The organism is Neisseria weixii (assembly GCF_002327085.1).
Classification (GTDB): domain Bacteria; phylum Pseudomonadota; class Gammaproteobacteria; order Burkholderiales; family Neisseriaceae; genus Neisseria; species Neisseria weixii.
This window is the reverse complement of the sequence record NZ_CP023429.1, coordinates 863,402-887,360: the sequence shown is the minus strand read 5'-3', so window position 1 is coordinate 887,360 and position 23,959 is coordinate 863,402. Positions and strand designations below refer to the sequence as shown.

The window sequence follows — 23,959 nt, the reverse complement described above, 5'->3', positions numbered from 1 at the left end:
ATACTATACCGTCTGAAATTCGTCTGCTTTCCTTATTCCATCAATATAGGCCGTCTGAAACGGGTTTGCCTTATGCAGAAAAGTGTTTTTCATATCAGTAAAATGGACTGCCCTTCAGAAGAGCAAATGATACGGATGAAGCTCAGCGCTATCGAAGGCATTCATGCACTAGAGTTTGACGTTCCCAACCGCCGCATGACCGCCTATCATCATGGCAGCGCTGATGAAATTCTGCAGGCGCTTGTGCCACTGAATTTCATCAGCTGCTTGGAAAGTAGCGAATTAAGCATCGGTCAATTGGCCGACAACGCTCAAGACCATAAAGAACGCAACCTGCTATGGCAAGTCTTAGCGATTAACCTGTTCTTTTTTGTGTTTGAATCCGTCAGCGGTTGGCTGGCCGGTTCGATGGGTTTATTGGCCGATAGTTTGGACATGCTAGCCGACAGTTTGGTATACGGCATGGCCTTACTTGCCGTCGGTACCACTGTCGCGCGTAAAAAACTTACCGCACGCGCTGCCGGCTATTTGCAGCTTGTCTTGGCCATTTGGGGATTCAGCGAAGTGGTTCTCCGCTTTTTCGGCTGGGAAGACATGCCGGATGCCGGCTTGATGATTGGCGTTTCGCTGCTGGCCTTAGCCGGAAACGCCCTATGCCTTTATCTGCTGCAAAAAAGCAAAAGCCGCGAAGCGCATATGCAGGCCAGCATGATTTTTACGTCTAACGATGTGATTGTGAATCTGGGCGTGATTGCGGCCGGTATCCTGACATTACTGACACATTCGGCCTATCCCAACCTGATTATCGGCCTGATTGTGTTTGGCTTAGTGGCACGCGGCGCAGTTAAAATTTTGCAGCTTGCCAAACAATAAGCAAAAGGCCGTCTGAAACCATCCATTCACCTTCAACATTCATGACATCATGATTACCGACACCATTGCCAACGCTCAACGCTATGCCGCACTGCACCCCGACTTTGCCGATGCCATTGCATTGCTGCAAACTCTGGATTTCAGCCGGCTACCGGACGGCCAATATCCCTGCGACAATCCCAATATCCGCCTGTTTGTCGGCAATGAAGCCGTGCGCACACGCGAAGCTGCGCGGCCGGAAGCCTACATCAAACACATCGACATTCAAGTACCCATCAGCGGCGTGGAAACTTACGGTTGGATAGACCGAGGCCGTCTGAAAAACGGTTGGGGTTATCAAGAAGAAAAAGACATTGAATTTTTTGATTGCACACCCGAAACATGGCTGGATATCGGGCCGGGTGAATTTGTGCTGTTTTTCCCGAGCGACGGCCATGCACCGCTGGTAGGGGATGCCCCCACCATTCGTAAAGCCGTGTTTAAAATCCGCACATTGGAAACACGCGTGCCTTGATCAACAGGCCGTCTGAAACTCACTTCTTATTAAAACCATGAAAACCAAAGAATATCTGTTTGAAGGTTTGGAAAACTTAATTGACGGCTTCGATGCCGAAAATATTATTTATGTTTCCGGGCAAGATTTTGAAACCGTGCTCAACCGCGCCGAAGCCAAAAACATCGCCATTTACGGCATTGAGCCTTGGTATGAACGCGATTTTTTTGATGTGCGCGTATATGATTTCACCGGTTACCAAGCCAATGACCCACGCTGGTATCGCCCGGTATTTGAAGAATTCAAAAGCAAACAATCCGGCTTGATGTATGCCATGACTTACGACAATTTCACCATCGAGTAAATCACGACAGCACACAGCAAGTCCCTTATTCCCCACTCTTTTCATCCACAAAGGAAATCAACAATGACCAAACAAATCGCCATTCTTCGCGGCGACGGCATCGGCCCTGAAATCATCGGCCAAGCCGTACGCGTATTGGACAAACTGATCGAGCAAGGTCTGAACGTGGCTTACGAATACGCACCTTTGGGCGGCGAAGCCTACGACCAATACGGCCAGCCTTACCCTGAATTCACGCAGAATCTGTGCCGCAAAGCCGATGCGGTGTTGCTGGGCTCGGTAGGCGGCCCGCAATACGACAATCTCGACCGTCCGCTGCGCCCGGAACGCGGCTTGTTGGCCATTCGTAAAGACCTGAATTTATTCGCCAACTTACGTCCTGCTATTTTGTATCCTGAATTGGCCAATGCCTCTACCTTGAAACCTGAAGTCGTAGCTGGCTTGGACATTCTGATTGTACGCGAACTCACCGGCGACATTTATTTCGGTGAACCGCGCGGCATCCGCACCTTAGAAAACGGCGAGCGCGAAGGTTTCAACACCATGCGCTATAGCGAAAGCGAAATCCGCCGCATCGCCCATGTCGCCTTCCAATCAGCGCAAAAGCGCAATAAAAAAGTCTGCTCTGTAGGCAAAGCCAACGTGTTGGAAACCACTGAATTATGGCGCGAAATTTTTGAAGAAATCGGCAAAGAATATCCCGATGTGGAATTGAGCCACATGTATGTCGACAACGCCGCCATGCAATTGGTACGCGCACCGAAACAATTCGACGTGATTGCCACCGGCAATATTTTCGGCGATATTTTGAGCGATGAAGCGTCTATGCTGACCGGTTCTATCGGTATGCTGCCATCAGCTTCCCTGAATGAAAACAACAAAGGTTTATATGAACCCTCTCACGGCTCCGCGCCGGACATCGCCGGCCAAAACAAAGCCAATCCGCTGGCTACCATTTTGTCGTTGGCCATGTTGGTGCGCTACAGCTTAAACGACGAAGCGCGGGCGCAACAAATCGAGCAAGCCGTGCAAACCGTGTTAAAACAAGGCCTCCGCACCGGCGATATTTTTGAAGAAGGCACCAAACTGGTTTCTTGTTCGGAAATGGGTGATGCCGTATTGGCTGCCTTGTAAGGCCGTCTGAAAAATGCGTGGGCAAATACCACGCATTTTTTTATGATTCCAATAATGTCAACGTGAGACCTTTGCAAAACCTTCAGATTTGAGTGCGGTTCAAAGTTGTAGCAGCACAGAAAGCGCAGACATATCATGAAGACAGGCAAGATTTCGAGCAGCGCAAACGAAGAAATGTGCCAAAGTTGAAGATTTTGCAAAGATCTCCGTTTCATATTCTCTACCATTATCAACGGCAATCAAATAGAGAATTAACCATCAGGAAATATTTATCTGCACTAACTGTGTCAAGATGTTTTTGTAATATTTGATGTATTCATTCCCATTCGCTCTCACAAAGGATATCGATATGAAGAAAATGATTTTTACCGTTCTGGCTGCTGCCGTAGCCGCTTCTGCTTCTGCTGCGACTTACAAAGTTGACGAAGCCCACACTAATGCCCGCTTTGCCATCGACCATTTCAATACCAGCACCAACGTAGGCGGCTTCTACGGTTTGAGTGGCACTGTTGATTTTGACAAAACCAAACGCCAAGGTAAAATCGATATCACCATTCCGGTGAGCACCTTACAAACCGGTTCGCAACATTTCACCGATCACCTGAAAGCGCCTGATCTGTTCAATGCCGAAAAATTCCCGGAAATGCGCTTTGTTTCGACTAAATTCAACTACGTCGGCAAAAAGCTGACTTCTGTTGACGGCAACCTGACTCTGTTGGGTCAAACCCATCCCGTGAAACTGAAAGCCGAAAAATTTAACTGTTACAACAGCCCGATGGCTAAAGCCGAAGTGTGCGGCGGCGACTTCTCCACCACCATCGACCGCACCCAGTGGGGTATGAATTATCTGGTTGACAGCGGCGTAACCAAAAAAGTGAAATTGGATATCCAAATTGAAGCCGTAAAACAATAATCCGCTTCAACTCTATAAAAGGCCGTCTGAAAGATAAACTTTCAGACGGCCTTTTACGTTTTCTTGTGCGTTTTTCACAAAGAAAGAGACGATAATGGCGAATTCAAATTTTACCCTGAACGCATGCTGATTAAAATAGGAAACGCACATGAACACCACAACAAAAATCATATTAGGCGCACTGATGCTGAGCTCTGCTTTTGCCGCCCAAGCCGAAACCCGCGCCGTCATTGAAACCAATATGGGCAAAATCGAATTGTCATTAGACGAAACCAAAGCACCGAAAACGGTTGCCAACTTCGTCAGCTATGCCGAAAAAGGCTTTTACAACAATACCATTTTCCACCGTGTGATCGATAATTTCATGATTCAAGGAGGTGGTTTTACTGAAAACATGGCACAAAAAAATACCGGTAAAGCCATTACCAACGAAGCCAACAACGGCCTGAAAAACACCGTAGGCACCATTGCCATGGCGCGTACCGCCAACCCGAATTCGGCCACCAGCCAATTTTTCATCAACACCGCCAACAATGATTTTCTCAACTTTAAAAGCGCAACGCCTCAAGGTTACGGCTATGCGGTTTTCGGCAAAGTCACTTCGGGAATGGATGTTGTGAACAAAATCAGCAAAGTGCAAACCGCTACCCACGGTTTCTATCAAAATGTGCCGGTAAAACCGGTGGTGATTCAAAAAGTGAGCATTATCAAATAAATCACAAAAAGGCCGTCTGAATTCAGACGGCCTTTTTTTTATCATTACCCTCAATGCAGCAACAAATAAACACTGACACAATCGCCCTCGCTCACCGTTTGTCCGGGCGGCACTTCACACAAAGCATCGGCGGCGGTGCAGGTACCCAACATCGCGCTGCCTTGGTTGGGCAGTAATTTAACTACAGTTTCGCCCGTTTCGCCATTTTCTAACGCCACGCGTAAAAACTCACGGCGCTTGATGGCTTTTTTGGTTTGAAACGCGGCTTTAGCCGTTATTTTCGGCAAGTGCCAATGTTTGGCCTGCTTGCCGCCAGTTTGTTCAATACCGGCAGTAACAACATATTGGATGTGGCAAAGGTTGCCACGGGATTGCCCGGCAAGATAAAAATTTTGCATTTGCCGATGTGCCCCAAGCAAACGGTTTGCCCGGTTTAACGGCCAAAGTGTGCATGGCCAGTGAACCGATATGCTCAATCGCTTGTTTTAAGTAATCCGCTTCGCCCACTGAGGCGCCGCCGCTGGTAATCACCACATCGAATTGCTCGGCAGCAGCAGCCAAGGCAGCTTCGGTTTGTGCCAAATCATCAGGTAAAATGCCGCCGTCGCTCACCTGCAAGCCCAATTGCTGCAACCATGCCAGTAATTGATAGCGGTTGGCATCGTAGATTTGGCCGTCTGAAAGCGTTTGGCCGGGTTCGACCAACTCGTTGCCGGTGGAAAACACCTGCACTTTCAAAGGTTGATACACGCTCAATTCGACATAGCCTTGCGAAGCGGCCAAGCCTAAAGCAGCCATATTTAATAATGAGCCTTGAGCCAGCAATTCTTGGCCGATTTCGATTTCTTCTGCTTTCAGGCGCATATTTTGTCCAGCATGAATGTCGGCATTTACCCTCAAATGATCGCCATCGCTTTCAGTTTGTTCCTGCATCACCACGGCGGTCGTATTCGGCGGCAATGGGGCGCCGGTAAAAATGCGCACGGCTTCGCCTTGAGCCAACGGATTTTCTGCCGTTTCACCGGCTTGAATGCGGTCGGTAATGCGAAATTCGCGCAAGCTGCCTTCTGCATCGCATACCGCATAGCCATCCATCGCGCTGTTGTCAAACATCGGGCTTGGGTATTTGGCGTGCAGGCTTTGTGCTAAAACCCGGTTGGCCGCTTGCGCCAAGGGCAGCGTCACGGTTTTCAGACGGCATGAGTGCTGTTCCAACAAAGCCGCGCGGGCCACTTCAAAATCAATCATTATGCTTCTTTCAAATCTTCAAGCGTGTTGTAATTCACGAAACATTTATCCGAATCAAAGCTCACTGCACGGGCGCGTTGCTGTTGCAGCCAGCCGCGTATCGTGCGCATACCTGCATAAAGATAGGGCACGGTGCTTTGCAGAATCTGCGGGCGGATAAACATAATGCTGTATTGCTGGCGCTCGGGCGTTTCCACATAAAACGCATTGCACAGGGGCGTGCGCTTGGCCACCGATAAAAAACGCATCACCAAATCTTCGGGCAGCTTGGGCATATCGCACGACACGATCAGCAACCAATCGGCTTTGGCCAGCTGCAAATCATTGGCCGCCGTACACAAAGCCGCCAACGGGCCCAAATGATGCCATTGGCGCGCATCGGCAAACACATGCGGGCTGCGGCGGGCGTATTCTTCTAAATTGCGGTTGGCGCTGATAGCGATGTGATCAACCTGCGGCCCAATCCGCCCGATGACATGGTCAATCAGAGGCTTGCCCTGCCATTCGACCAAGCCTTTATCCACACCGCCCATGCGGCTGCCCTGCCCGCCTGCAAGAATAAGTGCGTAAGTTTTCATGGAGTGTTCCATTGCTGTGCGGCCGCTTGGTCGCTTTGTTTGGCTTCTACCCAATGCTCAAAGCCGTCTGAAAAGGTTTCTTTTTTCCAAAACGGCGCTTCGGTTTTCAAATAATCCATGATGAATTCGGCGGCGGCAAAGGCCGCTTTTCGATGTTCGGAAGCCACCAACACCAGCACGATTTGTTCATCGGCACGCAGTTCGCCCACGCGGTGTATGATGGTGCAGGCGGTCAGCAGCCAGCGTTCGGAGGCCGTCTGAACAATACGGGCGATTTCATTTTCCGTTACTTCGGGGAAATGCTCGAGAAACAGACTGGCCAAAGGGGTGTCGGTATCACGGTCGCGCACCAAACCGGCAAAACCGACCACCGCACCGATGTTACGGCCTTGTGTGAGCAATAAGTCGTATTCCTGCTGCAACTGAAAATCCTGCGTTTGAATACGGATATCGGCCTGCATATCAGCCCCCTGTAACCGGCGGCAGCAAACCGACTTCGGCACCATCAGGAATATCGGTTTCCCATGTGCTGACTTTTTTATCCACCACCAAACGGAAAATGTTGCCGACAGCCAAAGCTTGCGCCCAATCACCGCCACGCGCGTGCAGCAAGGCCAGCAAATCACGGCCATTGCCGCCCCGCCATTCGATCTGCTCTTGGGAGGTTTGCAATTTTTGTTTTAAAACACCGAAATATAAAATGGTAATCATGCGAGGTTTTCAAGAGTGGTTTTGCAAAGGTCTTTAGGCCGTCTGAAAACCCTACACCTTCAGACCTGCAAAATGTTCATATAAATTGAATTTTATCATAACTGGATTTTACACGAATCCAAATGAAATTCTAGCCGATAAATACATTTCTTTGCATTATTGTGATTTAGACCAAACAATGCTATTTTTAGGACATCATTCGATTGCCATCATCATGAACAGATTAGCCCAATTTTCAGACGGCCCCAGCCTTTCGGCGCGGCTCAAATTTCTGACCGTATTATGGGGCAGCTCAGCCTTGTTTTCAGTCGTATTCACCTTGATTTTGTCATGGCGGCTGGAAGGTGCCGGCACCGCCATCAACCATGCCGGCAGCCTGCGCATGCAGACCTACCGTCTGACGCATTTGGTGCACGAAAAAGAATCTGCAGAGCATGTTCGCCAACAAGTTCAGGCGTTCGAACTCACTTTGATAAAGGTCAGTAAAAACGATGTTATCAAGCCGCTGCTGCCTTCGCGCTCCGGCAATGCCATGAATTCCACCCTCATTCAAACCAGCCTGATGGACGATTGGCGGCATAAAATCCGCCCGTCTTTAGAAACCAACCAATTACCCGATAATAAGGATTTATACCGCTTTGCCGGCAATCTGGACTCGTTCGTACAGGCTTTGGAAAATGCCAACGAAGAAAATACCCAATGGCTGCGCCGTTTTCAGATGGCCTTGATTCTGATGATTTTTGTTGCGGCCGGTTTCATGATTAGTTTGCACTATGCGTGGATTATCCGTCCTCTGGAAGCCTTGAGCGCGGGCGTGCGCGCCATCGGGCGCGGCGAATTCGGCACGGAAATCAACACTGACTATATCCGCGAGTTTGCCCAAGTAAATAAAGGCTTCAATCAGATGAGCACCAGCCTGAAGACGCTTTATACCGACTTGGAAGGCCAAGTGGCGCGTCAAACGGAAGATCTCGAACGGCAAAACCGCGATTTGGCACTGCTCTACCAAACCACGCGCGATTTACACCAAATCCACCAACCCAAAACCGCCGCCACCGAATTTTTAGGCCGCACCCTGCCTGCTGTGGCCGCCATTGCCGGTAGTGTGCATTTATTTGATGCCGAACACAAACGTTCTGATTTGGTTGCCAGTTTAGGTTTGCCGGAAGATTCGCAAGCGGAGCCTTACACCGATTTGGACAGTGGTTTTTCCGATTCAATCGAAAACCTGCCGCTTCATTATCTTAACAACGAATACAAAGACCGCCTGATTGCCATTGAGCATCCGCGTTTCGAGCAGATGGCTGTGTTCCCAATTACCTATAAAGGAGAAGAGTTGGGCTTGTTTACGCTGTATTTTTCAGACGGCCATACCTTAAGCCAAAACGACCAAGAATTGCTGCAGACCTTAAGCAGCCAATTGGGGGTGTCGATTGCCAACAGCCGCTTTGCGCAAGAACGCCGCCTGCTGGCAGTTTTGCAAGAACGCAACTTAATTGCCCAAGGCTTGCACGATAGTATTGCGCAAACGCTGACCTTTTTAAATTTACAGGTACAAATGCTCGAAAGCGCGTACAATGCCGAACAGAAAGAACAGGTCGATGAAAACATCCGCTTCATTAAAGACGGTGTGCAGGAATGTTACGATGACGTGCGCGAATTGCTGCTGAATTTCCGCACCAAACTCAGTAACAAAGATTTCCCCGAAGCCGTATCGACGCTGTTGGCACGATTCCGACAGCAAACACAAATTGAAGTGAACACTGCCTGGATTGAAGAAGGCGGCTGGCTCAATCATGACGAGCAGCTGCAAATCATCTTTATTTTGCAGGAAAGCCTGTCGAATATCCGCAAACACGCGCAAGCCAATAAAGTGGATGTCAGCCTGATTAACCGCCAAGATTTCACTTTAAAAATCAGCGATGACGGCATAGGCTTCGATACCGACACCATTGACAGCTTGTCGGGCGAACACGTTGGACTCGGCATTATGCAGGAGCGCGCCCGCCGCATCGATGCCGTACTGGATGTCATCTCTCAACCCAACAAAGGAACCACCGTAACTTTAGTGTTACCGCAACATAAGAGAACTGCATCATGAGTATTCAAATTATCTTGATTGACGACCACACCCTGTTTCGCAGCGGCATCAAAGCACTGCTGTCCCGCCAAAACGATTTTGAAGTCATCGGCGAAGCTTCAGACGGCCTGTCGGGCGTGAAATTGACCGAGCAGCAAAAGCCAGACATTGTCCTGCTTGACTTGGATATGCCGGTCATGAACGGTCGCGAAGCCTTAGCGCAGATTTTGAGTGCCAACCCCGACCAAACCGTGATCATGCTGACCGTTTCCGAAGACAGCGACGATTTAACCGAATGCATGCGCATCGGAGCACGCGGTTTCTTGCTGAAAAACATCAATGCCGATTTCCTGCTCGACAGCATTCGCAAAGCAGTCGATGGAGACAATGTATTCTCACCGGAAATGACCTCGCGCTTGGTTCAGTCATTAATTTCCCCTGCCACACCGCGCACCGATGTGGCTTTGTCCGCACTCACCCCGCGTGAATTGGAAATCTTGGGCTATCTCGCTGCCGGCCACAGCAACAAAGTCATCGCCCGCCATTTGGATTTGGCCGAATCGACGATTAAGGTTCATGTGCAAAATATTTTACGCAAGCTTAATTTGAGCAGCCGCGTACAGGCTGCGGTTTATGCGGTGCAACATAAAGTACCGCAACCTGAAGGGATTTAAAATTGATGACTAAAGGCCGTCTGAAACGTTTCAGACGGCCTTTTATAAATAAGAAAACAAGCATCAGTAAATAATATTTTTACCGTAGCCTTCCAATATCTCCTTGATTTTCAATACGGTTTCCTTTGGTGGCGGATGCACGCCGGTTAACTTGTATTCATCCCCGCACAACACCCACTTATGCGCACCCAATTCGTGATAAGGCAAAAGCTCAACCGTTTCAATATTATCCATATCACCGATAAATTCACCCAACAGATTGGCCGAGCATTCGTCATCAGTATAGCCCGGCACAATCACATAACGCACACGCGTCGGCTGTTTTCGTTCGGTCAGATAACGGGCGAAGTTTAAGGTTTTGGTATTGGGAATACCGACCAATACTTTATGAATAGCGGGATCAATCTGTTTCAAATCCAGCATCACCAAATTGGTGTGATCCAACAAACCGTCCAAAATCGAATCGTAGTGCAAAGCATAGCCGTTGGTATCCAGGCAGGTATGGATTTCATGTTCGCGACAAGCGGTAAACCAATCGCGTACGAATTCATATTGCAGCAGCGGCTCGCCGCCGGTTGCCGTTACGCCGCCGCCGGTAGCGCGCAGATAATGACGGTAAGACATCACCTGTTTCATCACCTCTTCCACTGTTAATTCTTGCGCTTTGTCGGTATGCAAATCCCATGTATCACGGTTGTGGCAATACAGGCAGCGCATCAGGCAGCCTTGCAGGAACAACACATAACGCAAACCGGGACCGTCGACCGTGCCGCACGATTCGATAGAATGCACAATGCCTTTGCCCTGATAATGGCGATGGCCTGAGGCGCTACCGGCTTTGGCGCGGATGCGCGGTTTGATGCCTTTGGCTTGCTGTTCGGGGTAATGGTGAATGTCTGCATAATGTTATCCGAATCAATGAAGACGGTGGCCGTCTGAAAATATACGGTTTAACGAATAAACACAATGCCGGATTTATCACCCGGCATTGTGTTCACAACCATTTTCAGATTACATGGTTTCCGTAAAGGTACGGGTAATCACGTCTTGCTGTTGCTCGCGGGTCAATGAATTGAAACGCACGGCATAGCCGGATACGCGGATGGTCAATTGCGGATATTTATCCGGATTCTCCATGGCATCTTGTAAGGTTTCACGATTCAGCACATTGACGTTCAAGTGTTGCCCGCCTTCCAATTCACCGGCTTCGTGGTGGAAATAACCATCCATCAAACCGGCCAAATTGCGTTCGCGTGAGCGTTCGTCTTTACCCAAAGCACCCGGCACAATCGAGAAGGTGTAGGAAATACCGTCTTTGGCGAATTCAAACGGCAGTTTCGCTACCGAAGTCAACGAGGCAACCGCACCGTTCACATCGCGTCCGTGCATAGGGTTGGCGCCCGGACCGAAAGGCGCACCTGCACGACGGCCGTCCGGGGTATTACCGGTTTTCTTACCGTAAACCACGTTGGAAGTAATGGTCAACACGGATTGGGTCGGAACCGCATCACGGTAGGTTTTGTGGGCAGCCACTTTACGCATAAAGCGTTCTACCAGATCGCAAGCGATTTCGTCGACACGGTCATCATTGTTACCGAATTGAGGATATTCACCTTCGATTTCAAAGTCAACCGCGATACCGTTTTCATCGCGAACCGGTTTCACTTTAGCATATTTGATGGCAGACAGCGAGTCGGCCGCCACAGACAAACCGGCAATACCGCAAGCCATGGTGCGGATGATGTCGCGGTCATGCAAGGCCATCAGTGCGGCTTCGTATGAGTATTTGTCGTGCATGTAGTGGATGATGTTCAGGGCAGTGACATATTGGGTTGCCAACCAATCCATGAATTGATCCATACGGGCAAATACAGTATTGAAATCCAATACTTCATCCAAAATCGGTTCGGATTTAGGACCGACCTGCTCTTTCGATTTTTCGTCTACACCACCGTTGATTGCGTAAAGCAAGGTTTTAGCCAAGTTGGCACGCGCACCGAAGAACTGCATTTGTTTACCGATCACCATCGGGCTCACACAGCAGGCAATCGCGTAGTCATCGCTGTTGAAATCAGGGCGCATCAAATCATCGTTTTCGTATTGCACGGATGAAGTGTCAATCGAAACTTTGGCGCAAAATTCTTTAAAGCCTTGCGGTAATTGCTCAGACCACAAAATGGTAATGTTCGGCTCTGGCGAAGGGCCCATATTGTAAAGGGTATGCAATACGCGGAAGTTGCTGCGGGTCACCAAGGTACGGCCATCCAAGCCCATGCCGCCGATGGATTCGGTTGCCCAAATGGGGTCGCCTGAGAATAATTGATCGTATTCAGGAGTACGCAGGAAGCGCACCATACGCAGTTTCATCACCAAATGGTCAATGAATTCTTGCGCTTGGCTTTCGGTAATCAAACCTTTTTGCAAATCACGCTCAATGTAGATATCCAAGAATGAGGATACGCGGCCAAACGACATGGCGGCACCGTTTTGCGATTTCACAGCAGCCAAGTAAGCGAAGTAAGTCCACTGAATCGCTTCTTGCGCATTGCTCGCCGGTTTAGAAATATCGTAGCCATAAGACGCTGCCATTTCTTTCATTTGCGCCAAGGCATTGTATTGGTCGTTGATTTCTTCGCGGCGGCGGATTACTTCCTCCAAATTCACGCCGTTTTCCAAATCTGCTTGCAACGAGTTGTATTGATTTAGCTTGTCTCTCATCAAGAAATCAATACCGTATAAAGCCACACGGCGGTAGTCGCCAATAATACGGCCGCGACCATAGGCATCAGGCAAACCGGTAATCACGCCTGATTTGCGGCAACGGCGGATATCAGGGGTATATACGTCAAACACACCTTGGTTGTGTGTTTTACGGTATTTGGTGAAGATTTCTTCGACTTCAGGATTCAAATCAACGTTATAGACCTTACACGCATCTTTCACCATTTTCAGACCGCCAAACGGCATGATGGCACGTTTCAAAGGCTCATCAGTTTGCAAGCCAACGATGGTCTCCAAATCTTTATCAATATAACCCGGCGCATGACTGGTGATGCCGGAAACCACTTGCGCATCGATTTTGTAAGGCTCATGGGTGCGGTTTTCGACTTTGATGCCTTCCATTACTTCTGCCCACAATTTAGTAGTGGCTTCAGTAGCTGGCGCTAAGAAGCCGGCATCACCCTCATAAGGCGTGTAGTTTTTTTGAATAAAATCACGGACATTTACATTGGTTTCCCAGTCACCGCTTATAAAGCCCTCCCAGCCTAATGGGCGTTCTTGTACATCAGCAGACATATCAAACTCCTGTTTTAAATAAAGTAAAATCTAAAGCAAACTAGATAATTTATATATGTAAGAATAGCACTTTTTAAGATGAAAAGGTAGGAACAAAAAATGAAATAAAACTACTTATCCAGTTCGATTTGATTTACATCAAGTCCGATTGCAGCTACTTAAAACTACATTTGGATTACCCTGAAATTTTCTAAAAATCAGCGTAGAATAAAACAATCCAGCCCTTAAAATCTTGTCGATTTTAAGGGCTGGATTTCAGACGGCCTGTTATGCAAACGGATGGTGCAACACAATAGTCTCTTCACGATCAGGGCCGGTCGAAACAATCGCTACCGGCGCACCGCAGATTTCCTCAATGCGCTTCAGATAGGCTTTGGCATTCTGCGGCAAAGCATCGTATTCTTTCATACCGAAAGTCGATTCCGTCCAACCCGGCATCGTTTCAAAAATCGGCTTGCACAATTCCACTGCATCCGAACCGCAAGGCAGGATGTCAGTTTTGCTGCCGTCCGGCAATTCATAGCCTACGCAGATATTGATTTCCTCGATACCGTCCATCACATCCAATTTCGTGATACACATACCGGAAATACCGTTTACCTGAATAGAGCGTTTCAAAGCCGCCGCATCAAACCAACCGCAGCGGCGTGCGCGACCGGTAACCGAGCCAAACTCATGACCGCGCTCGGCCAAACCTGCACCTACTTCGCAGAACAACTCTGTCGGGAACGGACCCGAACCCACGCGTGTGGTATACGCTTTCACGATGCCCAACACATAATCCAACATTTGTGGACCTACACCTGCACCGGCAGAAGCTGCACCGGCCAAGCAGTTAGATGAAGTCACAAACGGGTAAGTGCCGTAGTCGATGTCAAGCAAAGTACCTTGCGCACCTTCAAACAGCAATTTTTCACCGGCTTGTGATTTATCGTTCAACACGCGTGATACATCCGTAATCATTGGCACAATGCGCGGTGCTACTTGCTCAATCACCGCCATCACATCTTCCGCTTTTACCGGCTCTGCACCATGCAAATGCTGCAACTGCACATTGTAATAAGCCAAAATCGCTTCTAATTTTTCAGGGATTTTGTCCAGATTCAGCAGATCACCGACGCGAATCGCGCGGCGTGCCACTTTGTCTTCATAAGCAGGACCGATACCGCGACCGGTGGTGCCGATTTTCGCTTTGCCACGAGACGCTTCACGCGCTTGATCCAAAGCGATGTGATAAGGCAGAATCAAAGGTGAAGTCGGCGCAATTTTCAGACGGCCTTCTACATTTTTGACACCGGCGGCGTTCAATTCGTCGATTTCACCCAATAATGCTTCCGGCGAAACCACCACACCTGAGCCGATAAAGCAATCCAGTTGTTCATGCAAAATACCGCTTGGAATCAGGCGCAAAATGGTTTTTTTGCCACCCACCACCAGCGTGTGGCCTGCATTGTGCCCGCCCTGAAAACGCACTACACCAGTGGTTTCTTCCGCCAGCCAGTCAACAATCTTACCTTTACCTTCGTCGCCCCATTGCGCGCCGATTACGACAACATTCTTAGCCATAAATCAAAATCCTGATCTAAAAATTAATTAATTCCAATGATTTTCCACTCACCACCGACTTCTTTCAGACGGCCTGCAATATCTTTTGAGCCATTATGCTCCATGCCGTAGTCGACAATCACACACTGCCCTTGTTCACGCAAATTTTCAATGGCTTGTTTAGCCTTTTGCGCATCTTCCTGCGCCACCACCACTACTGATTGGCGGTCGATTTTGGGCAAGCGGCCGATAAAGCCGCGTAAGTCGAAACTGAATCCGGTTGCGGGACGCGAACGTCCGAAATATTCGCCCAAGCCGTCATAACGGCCGCCGCGCGCTACGGCATCATGGCCTTTCGAGCCATAAGCGGCATACAGCAAACCGGTATGGTAATTGTCAACACGCAACTCCGATAAATCGATGTGTACGTTTTGTTCAGGGAAAGCAGCGAAAATCGCTTGCAACTCATCCAACGCCTGACCGACGGCAAACAGATCCGGCAACTTAGCACGCGCTTCGTCCAACACTTCACGCCCGCCATATAAGGTTGGCAACAAAGTAAAGGCTTTTGCCCACATGCCGTCCAGTTTCCATGCTCTCACTTCACTGGTAACTGCTTGAGCATCTTTATCTTGCATTAAAGCCAGCAATTGCGCCGCTTGTTCTTCACTTAATTTCGCTGATTGCGCCAAAGCACGGAATACGCCGATATGCCCCAAAGACAATAGCAACTCGCCCAAGTCGGCAATTTTCATGCTCTTGAGCATCAAGTCGACCACTTCAATATCGGCAGCAATATCGGTAAAACCGTAAAGCTCCGCTCCTACCTGCAAAGGCTCACGCGTTTTCAAAAAACCGTCAGGGCGCGCATGCAATACCGAACCGGCATAACATAAACGGTTGATACCATTATTAGCAGAAAGCAGGTGCGCATCGATACGTGCCACTTGCGGGGTAATGTCCGCACGAATACCCAATTGACGGCCGCTGATTTGGTCGGCCACACGGATGGTTTTCAACGACAAGCCTGCATCGATGTGTGTGAGCAGCGAATTGCTGTATTCCATCAGCGGAGGCTGCACCAATTCATAACCGTGCACGCGGAATAAAGCCAACAATTGCTCGCGTGCGCTTTCCAATTGGCGGGCATTTGTCGGCAAAACATCAGCAACATGCTCGGGTAATTGCCAAGATTGCATGATTGTGTACCTTTTGTAAACATAAATAAGGCTGCTTAAACTTAAAATCAGACGGCCCATGCGGCCTTCCCGTATATCCTGATTTCAAATTTAAACAGCCCCTGATGATGGCGCAAACCATCAAGTTATTAAAATCAGACTTTAGCATAAAAATTACATTTGTGCAGTTGCTTTTCAATCTTATCATGCCGTCTGAAATGTTCAGACGGCGTGTTTATATTTCCAATATCTATTGCCATTTGAAAGAAATCAACGTCGCGATTAAAACAAACAATCGCCATACCGAGCCACATACTTGACTAAATTACTCAGATATTAGAAAATTAACCCATGATAAAAAGCCACACAAGGCACATACCATGAGACTAACCACCAAAGGGCGCTTTGCCGTGACTGCCATGATTGACTTGGCCATGAACGCACAAACCGGTGCCGTCAAACTCAGCGCCATCAGCGAACGGCAAAGCATTTCTCTCTCTTACCTCGAACAGCTTTTCAGCAAATTGCGTCGTGCGCAATTGGTGGAAAGCTTGCGCGGTCCGGGCGGCGGTTATATTCTGGCTTCCCTGCCTCTGAAATCAATATCGCCCAAATTATCGAAGCGGCTGAAGACAAGCTCGACGCTACCCAGTGCAGCAGCAAAGCCAATTGCCACCACGGCGCTCCTTGCCTGACGCATGATTTATGGGAAAACCTCAATACGACCATCAACAATTACTTGAGCAGCGTTACCCTGCAAAGCATTATTGAGAAAAAGCATACTGAAAACGATGTCAAAACCGTTACCTTTACACACATTCATTAAACTACCTGATATATATATAAACATTAAACTACCTGATATATAAAAACTACCTGATATATAAAAACTACCTGATATATAAAATAGAAAGAACAAACCATGTCTGTTAAAACCCCTGTATATTTAGACTATGCAGCTACCACACCGGTTGACAAACGTGTTGCCGACAAAATAATTCCTTATTTAACCGAATTATTCGGCAATCCTGCGTCCAACAGCCACAGCTTTGGCTGGGTGGCAGAAGAAGCTGTTGAAGAAGCACGTGCCAACATTGCTGCCTTGATTCACGCAGACCCGAAAGAAATCGTGTTCACCAGCGGCGCCACCGAATCCAACAACCTAGCCATCAAAGGCGCCGCCCACTTCTACAAAAGCAAGGGCAAACACTTAATCACCGTAAAAACCGAACACAAAGCCGTGCTTGATACCATGCGTGAGTTGGAACGCCAAGGTTTTGAAGTCACTTATTTGGACGTACAGGAAAACGGCTTGGTGAATTTGGACGTTTTGGAATCTGCTATCCGTGAAGATACCATCTTGGTTTCGGTAATGTGGGTTAACAACGAAATCGGCGTCGTTCAAGACATTCCGGCCATCGGCGAAATCTGTCGCGAACGCAAAATCATTTTCCACGTCGATGCTGCCCAAGCCTGCGGTAAAATTCCGGTAGACGTTGAAGCGGCCAAAGTGGATTTGCTGTCTATGTCCGGCCACAAAGTTTATGGTCCTAAAGGTATTGGTGCTTTGTATGTCCGCCGCAAACCGCGTGTCCGCCTGGAAGCGCAAATGCACGGCGGCGGTCACGAACGCGGTTTCCGCAGCGGTACCTTGGCTACCCACCAAATCGTCGGCATGGGTGAAGCCTTCCGTTTGGCCAAAGAAGAACTGGAACGAGACATTGCTCATTATCTGAAATTGCGCGACGTGTTCTTAAAAGGCATTGAAGGCATCGAAGAAGTATACATCAACGGCGATTTGGAACACCGTGTGCCAAACAATCTGAATATCAGCTTCAACTTTGTCGAAGGCGAAAGCCTGATTATGGCGGTGAAAGAATTGGCCGTATCCAGCGGTTCTGCCTGTACTTCCGCTTCACTGGAGCCTTCTTATGTATTGCGCGCATTGGGGCGCAACGACGAATTGGCGCACTCTTCCCTACGCATCACCTTCGGCCGCATGACCACCGAAGAAGAAGTGGCCTACGCTGCCGAGCTGATTAAATCGAAAATCGGCAAATTACGCGAGCTCTCACCATTGTGGGAAATGCATTTGGACGGTATCGACTTGAATACCATCGAATGGGCCGCACATTAATCGTATTACCCCAATATGCCGTCTGAAACACGTTATGCATTAACCTTGCCCACCCGTTCAGACGGCCTCAAAGAACAATCACAGTAAAAGATAAGGAACCCACATCATGGCATACAGCGATAAAGTAATTGACCACTACGAAAACCCACGCAACGTCGGCACTTTCGATAAAAGCGACGATACCGTCGGCACCGGCATGGTCGGCGCACCGGCTTGCGGCGACGTAATGCGTCTGCAAATCAAGGTCAACGATGAAGGCATTATTGAAGATGCCAAATTCAAAACCTACGGCTGCGGTTCTGCCATCGCCTCTTCCAGCCTGATCACCGAATGGGTAAAAGGCAAGAGCTTAGACGATGCTTTGACAATCAAAAACAGCGACATCGCCGAAGAATTGGAATTGCCGCCGGTAAAAATCCACTGCTCGATTTTGGCCGAAGACGCAGTTAAAGCAGCGGTTGCCGATTATCGCAAGAAAAAAGAAACACAATAATCTTTCAGGCGGTTCATCCATCAAAGGCCGTCTGAAAAGGAGTTGGATATGGCGTTTAGCCAAGAAGAAACCGAATCGCTGTTATCGGTTAAAGGGTCGGCCCTACGGTTATCCGCCGACTGGGGAAAATGCGATTGGACGATACCCAAAACTTGCTGCGGCAGCAGGCCGTCTGAAAATATATGGAAGCAACGGAATAAGGAAGTCAGTATGATTACCATCACAGAAAATGCAGCCAAGCACATCAACAGCTATCTTGAAAAACGCGGCAAAGGTTTAGGCGTCCGTTTAGGCGTTAAAACCAGCGGCTGCTCGGGCATGGCTTACAATCTGGAGTTTGTCGACCAGTCGGAAGAATCGGATGCCGTATTCGAAGCCTTTGGCGCAAAAATATTCGTCGATCCGAAAAGCCTTGTCTACTTAGACGGCACCCAGGTCGATTACACCAAAGAAGGTTTACAGGAAGGTTTCAAATTTGAAAACCCGAATGTCAAAGACTCTTGCGGATGCGGCGAGAGCTTCCATGTGTAAACGACACGCTAACCATCAAAACAATTGTTTAAATTAAAGTATTTATTCGGCATTACTTGCGCTATACTCATTAAATTTTTAAAAACAATATTTATATTACGGGTATAGCGTTATGTTTATCGAATTAAATCAAATACTTTTACAAAGCCGGCATTGTTCGCACGATTACTGGAAGATTGTGGCCTGTTGGAAGCCGAAGATTGCCTGCGTAGCTTTCAAAGCCAAGACTGGCAAACCCTAGTGCAAAGTCTACCGAACCAACCTGAGTTTTGGCGCCTAAATCTGATTGCAGTTTTACAACAAATTCCGTCGCCGGAAAGCGTTTATATTTTGGCTCAATTGCGCCAAGATGCCCAACCATCAATCGCACGAGAAGCCAAGCGCACCATCGTCAAAATGGCACGAAGTTCCCAACAAGAAAGCGACTATACTGCCGATCTGCAACAATTGGCTGCCGACATTGCTGCTGAGAAAAAACCTTTCCGCTTATTCCACTTTTTACACAGAAAGCAGCCGCACAGCCCGGCTGTATAATTTTTTATCATGAGCCAATATTTCAACCTATTCCAACTGCCTGTCCAATTCAATCTTGATGAACAAAAACTCGAACAAGCCTATCGGGATTTAGCGGTACGTTTTCATCCCGATAAATTTGCCGCCGCGTCCACTTTCGAGCAGAAACAGGCCGTGATGATGTCGGCCACCATCAACGAAGCTTACCAAACCTTAAAAAACCCGCTCGACCGCGCTTCCTATTTATTGAAAATGCAAAACATCGAAGCTGATGCTCCGGAACACACGGCTTTTGCACCTGAATTTTTGATGCAGCAAATGGAATGGCGCGAAACCTTAATGGATGCGCAAATGGAACAAAACCAAACGGCAATTGTGGCTTTAGATAACGAAATTCGAGACGAACAGCAATCATTGTTTGACGCAATCAACAGCGCATTTGCCAAAGAAGATTATGACAACGCTGCCCGATTGGTACGCCACGGTCGTTTTCTGAACAAGCTGCGCAGCGAAATTGCCGCCGCTTTATAGCCCACTGATAGGCAAAATGAGGCCGTCTGAAAATTTTTTTTCAATTTGATGTATTTTTATGTTAAATACTGAAAATAATATCAAGACAATATCATTTTTATCATGACACATACTAAATTATTCATTTTGGCCTTAGGCGGTTTATTACTTACCGGTTGTCAAAGCTACCAAGATAACCAAAGCCGTCGCAGCAAAATTGCCCAATTTTTTATCAGCCACCCCGTTGCCGCACAAGCCATCGGGGTTCAAGATAAAAAATCCAGCAACATCACCAGCAATGCCGTCCGCCTGTCGCAACGCACCGGCTTAGACAACCAAGCTAATGGCGATGGACGCGGCACACAAGTTAATGCCGTGCGCCACACGCTTTGGCAAGCGGCGATTGCATCACAGTTTGACAGCAATATTGCCGAGCGTGCAGGTAATGCCTACTTGAGCGATACTGATTTACGTGAAGGCAAAACCGATTATTACAGCCGCTTGGCTGCCGACCAAGCTGTTGATTTGCGCAACAACCGTATTGGCCGCAGTATCGGCAGCGGCAAACCGAATGCCGACATGAAAACCTTAGCCCACGGCGTTTTATTCTACTACCACAAAGTCGGCTTGTGGACGGCCACTCAAGCCGAAGACCAAGGACGCAAGGTTTGGCGCATCAGCCAAAATAAATTGAGTCAAGCCGAATACAAAAAAGCCCTTGCCAATTTGGCGCCCTTAAATTCAGACGGCATGACCGTAGAAGAACAGCACAAATATTCTTCCGGCGCCTTGCGTGACATCACCAAATCGGTGCAAGCCATCAGCAAGGTTCAAGATTAATCCAAGCCTTCACATTTCAGCGGGAGCCTTCAAAGGCTCCCTTAATTTTTCAGCGGCCGCACTTCTGCCGGCCAGCAAATCGGCGTACACTTAATGCCGTATTTGAAATTGAGCTCTTGAAGTATTGCCAAGCATCGCATGAAGCTGAAGCTGCCGCTCCACTCAAGGCCGTCTGAAACCTCATTGGTTTCGGCAACAGCGTTTTCACAGAAAGGTTAAAACATGAATTTTCCATCTCGTTTTGTTTCTGCAACCCGCATGCGCCGTATGCGTAAAGATGATTTTCCCGCCGTCTGATGCGTGAGCATACTTTGACGGCCGATAATTTGATTTATCCGGTTTTCGTGCTGGAAGGAGAAGGCGCAGAAGAAAATGTACCCTCTATGCCGGGCGTAAAACGCCAAAGCTTGGATAAATTGTTGTTCACTGCCGAGGAAGCCCTGAAGTTGGGCATTCCGATGTTGGCTTTGTTTCCGGTGGTAACGCAAAACAAAACCGAATTGGCCGAAGAAGCCTATAATCCGGAAGGCTTGGTGCCGACTGTAGTGCGTACCTTACGTGAAAAATTTCCCGAATTGGGCATCATGACCGATGTTGCGCTCGACCCTCACACCATCCACGGTCAAGACGGCTTGACTGATGCCGACGGTTATGTGATGAATGATGAAACCATCGACGTATTGGTGAAACAAGCTTTGTGCCACGCCGATGCCGGCGCACAAGTGGTGGCACCTTCCGACATGATGGATGGCCGCATTCTGGCGATTCGTGAAGCACTCGAAGAAGCCGGCCACATCCATACCCGCATTATGGCCTATTCTGCCAAATACGCTTCTGCGTTTTATGGCCCATTCCGCGATGCAGTTGGCAGCTCGGGTAATTTAGGTAAAGCGGATAAAAAAACCTACCAAATGGATCCGGCCAACACCAACGAAGCCTTGCAGGAAGTTGCCTTGGATTTGCAGGAAGGTGCGGATATGGTGATGGTGAAACCGGGCATGCCTTATCTCGATGTGGTGCGCCGTGTGAAAGAAGAGTTTGGCGTGCCTACCTATGCTTACCAAGTATCCGGCGAATATGCGATGTTGCAAGCTGCAATTCAAAATGGTTGGCTGGATGGCGAAAAAGTCATCTTGGAAAGTTTGCTCGCCTTCAAACGCGCCGGTGCTGATGGCATTTTGACTTACTACGCCATTGAAGCGGCAAAAATGCTGCGCATGAAATAAGCCAAATCTTTATATTTGAATTATCTAGGCCGTCTGAAACATCATCCAGAAACTCTGTTTGATGTTTCAGACGGCCTTTTTTATATCATTAGCATTGCTAACGATTCAACTACCCCATATAGCTTAACTGATCCAATCTTATTTTTAACATTCAAATCTCATTCATGACTGCTTAATTTCAAAAACGTATCCATAAAATAAGCTAAGTTATTGTTTGTTATTAATAAAAAATGAAGCGATTGAAATTGCCGCTAAAAATGCTTTACATTATATATATTTACACTATTTTCAATTACAAATATACTTCTATTCAATTATTACTATTATTTTGTATTTTGAACTCAAGCAATAAAGTTACGTTCTGAATAATAAAATAATCTTTTCGAAATTCTGTCTTTTTCAATTTACTCTCACAAAGGAACGCAGTATGGATTTACATGCAAAAGACAAATCCGAACACGCGGAGAACGTCGAGCTGCTCAGCGCACAAAAGCCGATTACCGACTTTAAAGGCCTGATTATCACTCTGATGGCTGCTGTGCTCTGCTACGGCATTTACCATATTCTGCCTTACGAAACCAATGCCAACAAAGGCTTGGCCTTGCTTCTTTTCGTGGCGATTTTGTGGTTTACCGAAGCAGTACACATTACCATTACTGCGCTGATGGTGCCGGTGGCCGGTGCGATTTTGGCGTTTCCGGAAATGGACATCAAAAAAGCCATGGCCGGTTTTGCCGATCCGACCATCTATATTTTCTTCGGTGGTTTTGCTTTGGCTACCGCCATGCACATGCAGCGCCTTGACCGGAAAATTGCTGTCAGCCTGCTGAGGCTTTCACGCGGTAACATGAAAGCCGCTGTCCTGATGATGTTCGGCGTAACCGCGTTTTTATCGATGTGGATCAGCAACACCGCCACTGCGGCCATGATGTTGCCGTTGGCGATGGGCATGATGGATCACTTGGATAAAGAAAAAGACCGTAAAACCTTCGTTTTCGTGCTGCTCGGTATCGCCTATTGCGCCAGCATCGGTGGTTTGGGTACGGTAGTAGGCTCGCCGCCGAACATGATTGCTGCCAAAGCATTGGATTTGGACTTTGTCGAGTGGATGAAGCTCGGTCTGCCGATGATGCTGTTGATTTTGCCGCTGATGCTGTTGTCTTTATTTATTATTCTGAAACCGAATTTAAACGATCGTGTTGAAGTCAAAGCCGAAGTGATTCCGTGGACTTTACACCGTGTCATCGCCCTGCTGATTTTCTTGGTAACCGCTTGCGCATGGATTTTCAGCTCGAAAATCAAAGCCACATTCGGCATCGCCAATCCGGATACCGTGATTGCCTTGATGGCGGCGATTGCGGTGGTGGTGTTCGGTGTAGCGCAATGGAAAGAAGTTGCCCGCAATACCGACTGGGGCGTATTGATGCTCTTCGGTGGCGGTATCAGCTTGAGCGCATTGCTGCAACAATCCGGCGCGTCATTGGCTTTGGGTCAACAAGTGGCAACCACTTTCTCGGATGCACATCCGTTGGTGGTGATTTTTGTGGTGGCGGCGTTCATTATCTTCCTGACCGAATTTACCAGCAACACTGCTTCTGCCGCGCTGTTGGTACCGATTTTTGCCACCATCGCCGCGCAAATGGGTTTGCCTGAAGAAGTATTGGTATTCGTTATCGGCATCGGCGCATCGTGTGCATTTATGTTGCCGGTGGCCACGCCGCCGAATGCGATTGTGTTCGGTACCGGCTTGATCCGTCAGAAAGAAATGATGAATGTTGGCTTATTACTCAACATCATGTGTATATTCTTAGTTGCCTTGTGGGCATACTTTGTATTGATGTAAGCAATCGCTTATCTTTGATTCAAGGCCGTCTGAAAATAATTCTTTCAGACGGCCTTGAATTTT

24 protein-coding genes and 2 pseudogenes are annotated in these 23,959 nt (G+C 48.1%); 17 read left to right on the top strand and 9 right to left on the bottom strand.

The features are described 5' to 3' along the window. Positions 1-72: 72 nt before the first annotated feature. The 6 genes from CGZ65_RS04445 to CGZ65_RS04420 all read left to right on the top strand — a co-directional run bounded on the left by CGZ65_RS04445 (position 73) and on the right by CGZ65_RS04420 (position 4,492). Entirely contained in the window at positions 73-873 is an 801-nt protein-coding gene (locus CGZ65_RS04445; protein WP_096294974.1) for a cation efflux transmembrane domain-containing protein, read from the top strand. A gap of 49 nt (positions 874-922) precedes the next feature. Then, on the top strand, positions 923-1,387 hold the full coding sequence (locus CGZ65_RS04440) for a NanQ anomerase/TabA/YiaL family protein (RefSeq protein WP_096294973.1): 465 nt from the start codon (positions 923-925) through the stop codon (positions 1,385-1,387). Between the two features lie 37 nt (positions 1,388-1,424). Further along, positions 1,425-1,730 (top strand): hypothetical protein, encoded by a 306-nt coding sequence (locus CGZ65_RS04435; protein ID WP_096294972.1) that lies wholly within the window; start codon positions 1,425-1,427, stop codon positions 1,728-1,730. Positions 1,731-1,793: 63 nt separating this feature from the next. Then, the gene (gene leuB / locus CGZ65_RS04430; protein WP_096294971.1) at positions 1,794-2,864 is read left to right on the top strand and encodes a 3-isopropylmalate dehydrogenase; all 1,071 of its coding nucleotides are present in this window, start codon (positions 1,794-1,796) and stop codon (positions 2,862-2,864) included. 349 nt (positions 2,865-3,213) lie between these two features. Continuing rightward, complete coding sequence (locus CGZ65_RS04425) at positions 3,214-3,777, top strand: YceI family protein (protein ID WP_096294970.1); 564 nt, start codon at positions 3,214-3,216, stop codon at positions 3,775-3,777. A gap of 148 nt (positions 3,778-3,925) precedes the next feature. Next, the gene (locus tag CGZ65_RS04420; RefSeq protein ID WP_096294969.1) at positions 3,926-4,492 is read left to right on the top strand and encodes a peptidylprolyl isomerase; all 567 of its coding nucleotides are present in this window, start codon (positions 3,926-3,928) and stop codon (positions 4,490-4,492) included. Positions 4,493-4,542: 50 nt separating this feature from the next. Here the strand turns inward: CGZ65_RS04420 and CGZ65_RS13850 are convergent, their stop codons facing one another. Genes CGZ65_RS13850 through CGZ65_RS04400 form a run of 5 tightly spaced genes read right to left on the bottom strand, consistent with a single transcriptional unit; the run spans position 4,543 to position 7,029 of the window. Continuing rightward, positions 4,543-4,779, bottom strand: a complete 237-nt coding sequence (locus CGZ65_RS13850; RefSeq protein ID WP_232507533.1) for a hypothetical protein — start codon at positions 4,777-4,779, stop codon at positions 4,543-4,545. Between the two features lie 34 nt (positions 4,780-4,813). Then, the gene (locus CGZ65_RS04415) at positions 4,814-5,740 is read right to left on the bottom strand and encodes a molybdopterin molybdotransferase MoeA (protein ID WP_232507532.1); all 927 of its coding nucleotides are present in this window, start codon (positions 5,738-5,740) and stop codon (positions 4,814-4,816) included. After that, positions 5,740-6,318: a molybdenum cofactor guanylyltransferase MobA gene (gene mobA / locus CGZ65_RS04410; protein ID WP_096294968.1), complete on the bottom strand. Its 579-nt coding sequence runs from the start codon at positions 6,316-6,318 to the stop codon at positions 5,740-5,742. The genes CGZ65_RS04415 and mobA overlap by 1 nt, the downstream gene beginning before the upstream one ends. Beyond that, positions 6,315-6,779, bottom strand: a complete 465-nt coding sequence (locus CGZ65_RS04405; protein ID WP_096294967.1) for a molybdenum cofactor biosynthesis protein MoaE — start codon at positions 6,777-6,779, stop codon at positions 6,315-6,317. Before CGZ65_RS04405 ends, mobA begins: the two co-directional genes overlap by 4 nt. Before the next feature lies 1 nt (position 6,780). Continuing rightward, positions 6,781-7,029 (bottom strand): MoaD/ThiS family protein, encoded by a 249-nt coding sequence (locus tag CGZ65_RS04400; RefSeq protein ID WP_096294966.1) that lies wholly within the window; start codon positions 7,027-7,029, stop codon positions 6,781-6,783. 214 nt (positions 7,030-7,243) lie between these two features. Here CGZ65_RS04400 and CGZ65_RS04395 point away from each other — a divergent pair, with 214 nt between their 5' ends. Together CGZ65_RS04395 and CGZ65_RS04390 are read left to right on the top strand one after the other, a co-directional pair. Further along, complete coding sequence (locus CGZ65_RS04395; RefSeq protein ID WP_096294965.1) at positions 7,244-9,130, top strand: histidine kinase; 1,887 nt, start codon at positions 7,244-7,246, stop codon at positions 9,128-9,130. Next, on the top strand, positions 9,127-9,783 hold the full coding sequence (locus tag CGZ65_RS04390; protein WP_096294964.1) for a response regulator: 657 nt from the start codon (positions 9,127-9,129) through the stop codon (positions 9,781-9,783). Before CGZ65_RS04395 ends, CGZ65_RS04390 begins: the two co-directional genes overlap by 4 nt. A 63-nt stretch (positions 9,784-9,846) precedes the next feature. Here the strand turns inward: CGZ65_RS04390 and pflA are convergent, their stop codons facing one another. The 4 genes from pflA to CGZ65_RS04370 all read right to left on the bottom strand — a co-directional run bounded on the left by pflA (position 9,847) and on the right by CGZ65_RS04370 (position 15,824). Continuing rightward, positions 9,847-10,644 (bottom strand): pyruvate formate lyase 1-activating protein, encoded by a 798-nt coding sequence (gene pflA / locus CGZ65_RS04385; protein ID WP_096294963.1) that lies wholly within the window; start codon positions 10,642-10,644, stop codon positions 9,847-9,849. A 150-nt stretch (positions 10,645-10,794) separates the two neighbouring features. After that, complete coding sequence (gene pflB / locus CGZ65_RS04380; RefSeq protein ID WP_096294962.1) at positions 10,795-13,080, bottom strand: formate C-acetyltransferase; 2,286 nt, start codon at positions 13,078-13,080, stop codon at positions 10,795-10,797. Between the two features lie 267 nt (positions 13,081-13,347). Next, positions 13,348-14,646, bottom strand: coding sequence for an adenylosuccinate synthase (locus tag CGZ65_RS04375; RefSeq protein WP_096294961.1), 1,299 nt, complete (start codon positions 14,644-14,646; stop codon positions 13,348-13,350). A 23-nt stretch (positions 14,647-14,669) separates the two neighbouring features. After that, a complete protein-coding gene (locus tag CGZ65_RS04370) occupies positions 14,670-15,824 on the bottom strand; it encodes an ATP phosphoribosyltransferase regulatory subunit (protein WP_096296093.1) in 1,155 nt (384 codons plus the stop codon). 359 nt (positions 15,825-16,183) lie between these two features. On the opposite strand from CGZ65_RS04370, the pseudogene iscR reads away from it, so the two are divergent. The 9 genes and pseudogenes from iscR to CGZ65_RS04320 all read left to right on the top strand — a co-directional run bounded on the left by iscR (position 16,184) and on the right by CGZ65_RS04320 (position 23,896). Next, a pseudogene (iscR, locus tag CGZ65_RS04360) lies at positions 16,184-16,629 on the top strand (Fe-S cluster assembly transcriptional regulator IscR). Between the two features lie 96 nt (positions 16,630-16,725). Continuing rightward, positions 16,726-17,940 carry an IscS subfamily cysteine desulfurase gene (locus CGZ65_RS04355; protein WP_096294959.1) on the top strand — a complete coding sequence of 405 codons (1,215 nt, stop codon included), beginning with the start codon at positions 16,726-16,728 and terminating at the stop codon, positions 17,938-17,940. A 106-nt stretch (positions 17,941-18,046) separates the two neighbouring features. After that, positions 18,047-18,433 (top strand): Fe-S cluster assembly scaffold IscU, encoded by a 387-nt coding sequence (gene iscU, locus CGZ65_RS04350; protein ID WP_096294958.1) that lies wholly within the window; start codon positions 18,047-18,049, stop codon positions 18,431-18,433. Between the two features lie 210 nt (positions 18,434-18,643). Next, entirely contained in the window at positions 18,644-18,964 is a 321-nt protein-coding gene (gene iscA, locus CGZ65_RS04345; protein WP_096294957.1) for an iron-sulfur cluster assembly protein IscA, read from the top strand. 153 nt (positions 18,965-19,117) lie between these two features. Then, a complete protein-coding gene (locus tag CGZ65_RS04340) occupies positions 19,118-19,498 on the top strand; it encodes a hypothetical protein (RefSeq protein WP_096294956.1) in 381 nt (126 codons plus the stop codon). 9 nt (positions 19,499-19,507) lie between these two features. Then, positions 19,508-20,008, top strand: a complete 501-nt coding sequence (hscB, locus tag CGZ65_RS04335) for a Fe-S protein assembly co-chaperone HscB (protein ID WP_096294955.1) — start codon at positions 19,508-19,510, stop codon at positions 20,006-20,008. 102 nt (positions 20,009-20,110) lie between these two features. Then, positions 20,111-20,827 carry a DUF6973 domain-containing protein gene (locus CGZ65_RS04330; protein ID WP_096294954.1) on the top strand — a complete coding sequence of 239 codons (717 nt, stop codon included), beginning with the start codon at positions 20,111-20,113 and terminating at the stop codon, positions 20,825-20,827. Positions 20,828-21,049: 222 nt separating this feature from the next. Continuing rightward, positions 21,050-22,053, top strand: a pseudogene (gene hemB / locus CGZ65_RS04325) (porphobilinogen synthase). 427 nt (positions 22,054-22,480) lie between these two features. After that, positions 22,481-23,896: an SLC13 family permease gene (locus CGZ65_RS04320; RefSeq protein WP_096294953.1), complete on the top strand. Its 1,416-nt coding sequence runs from the start codon at positions 22,481-22,483 to the stop codon at positions 23,894-23,896. Positions 23,897-23,959: the final 63 nt, after the last annotated feature.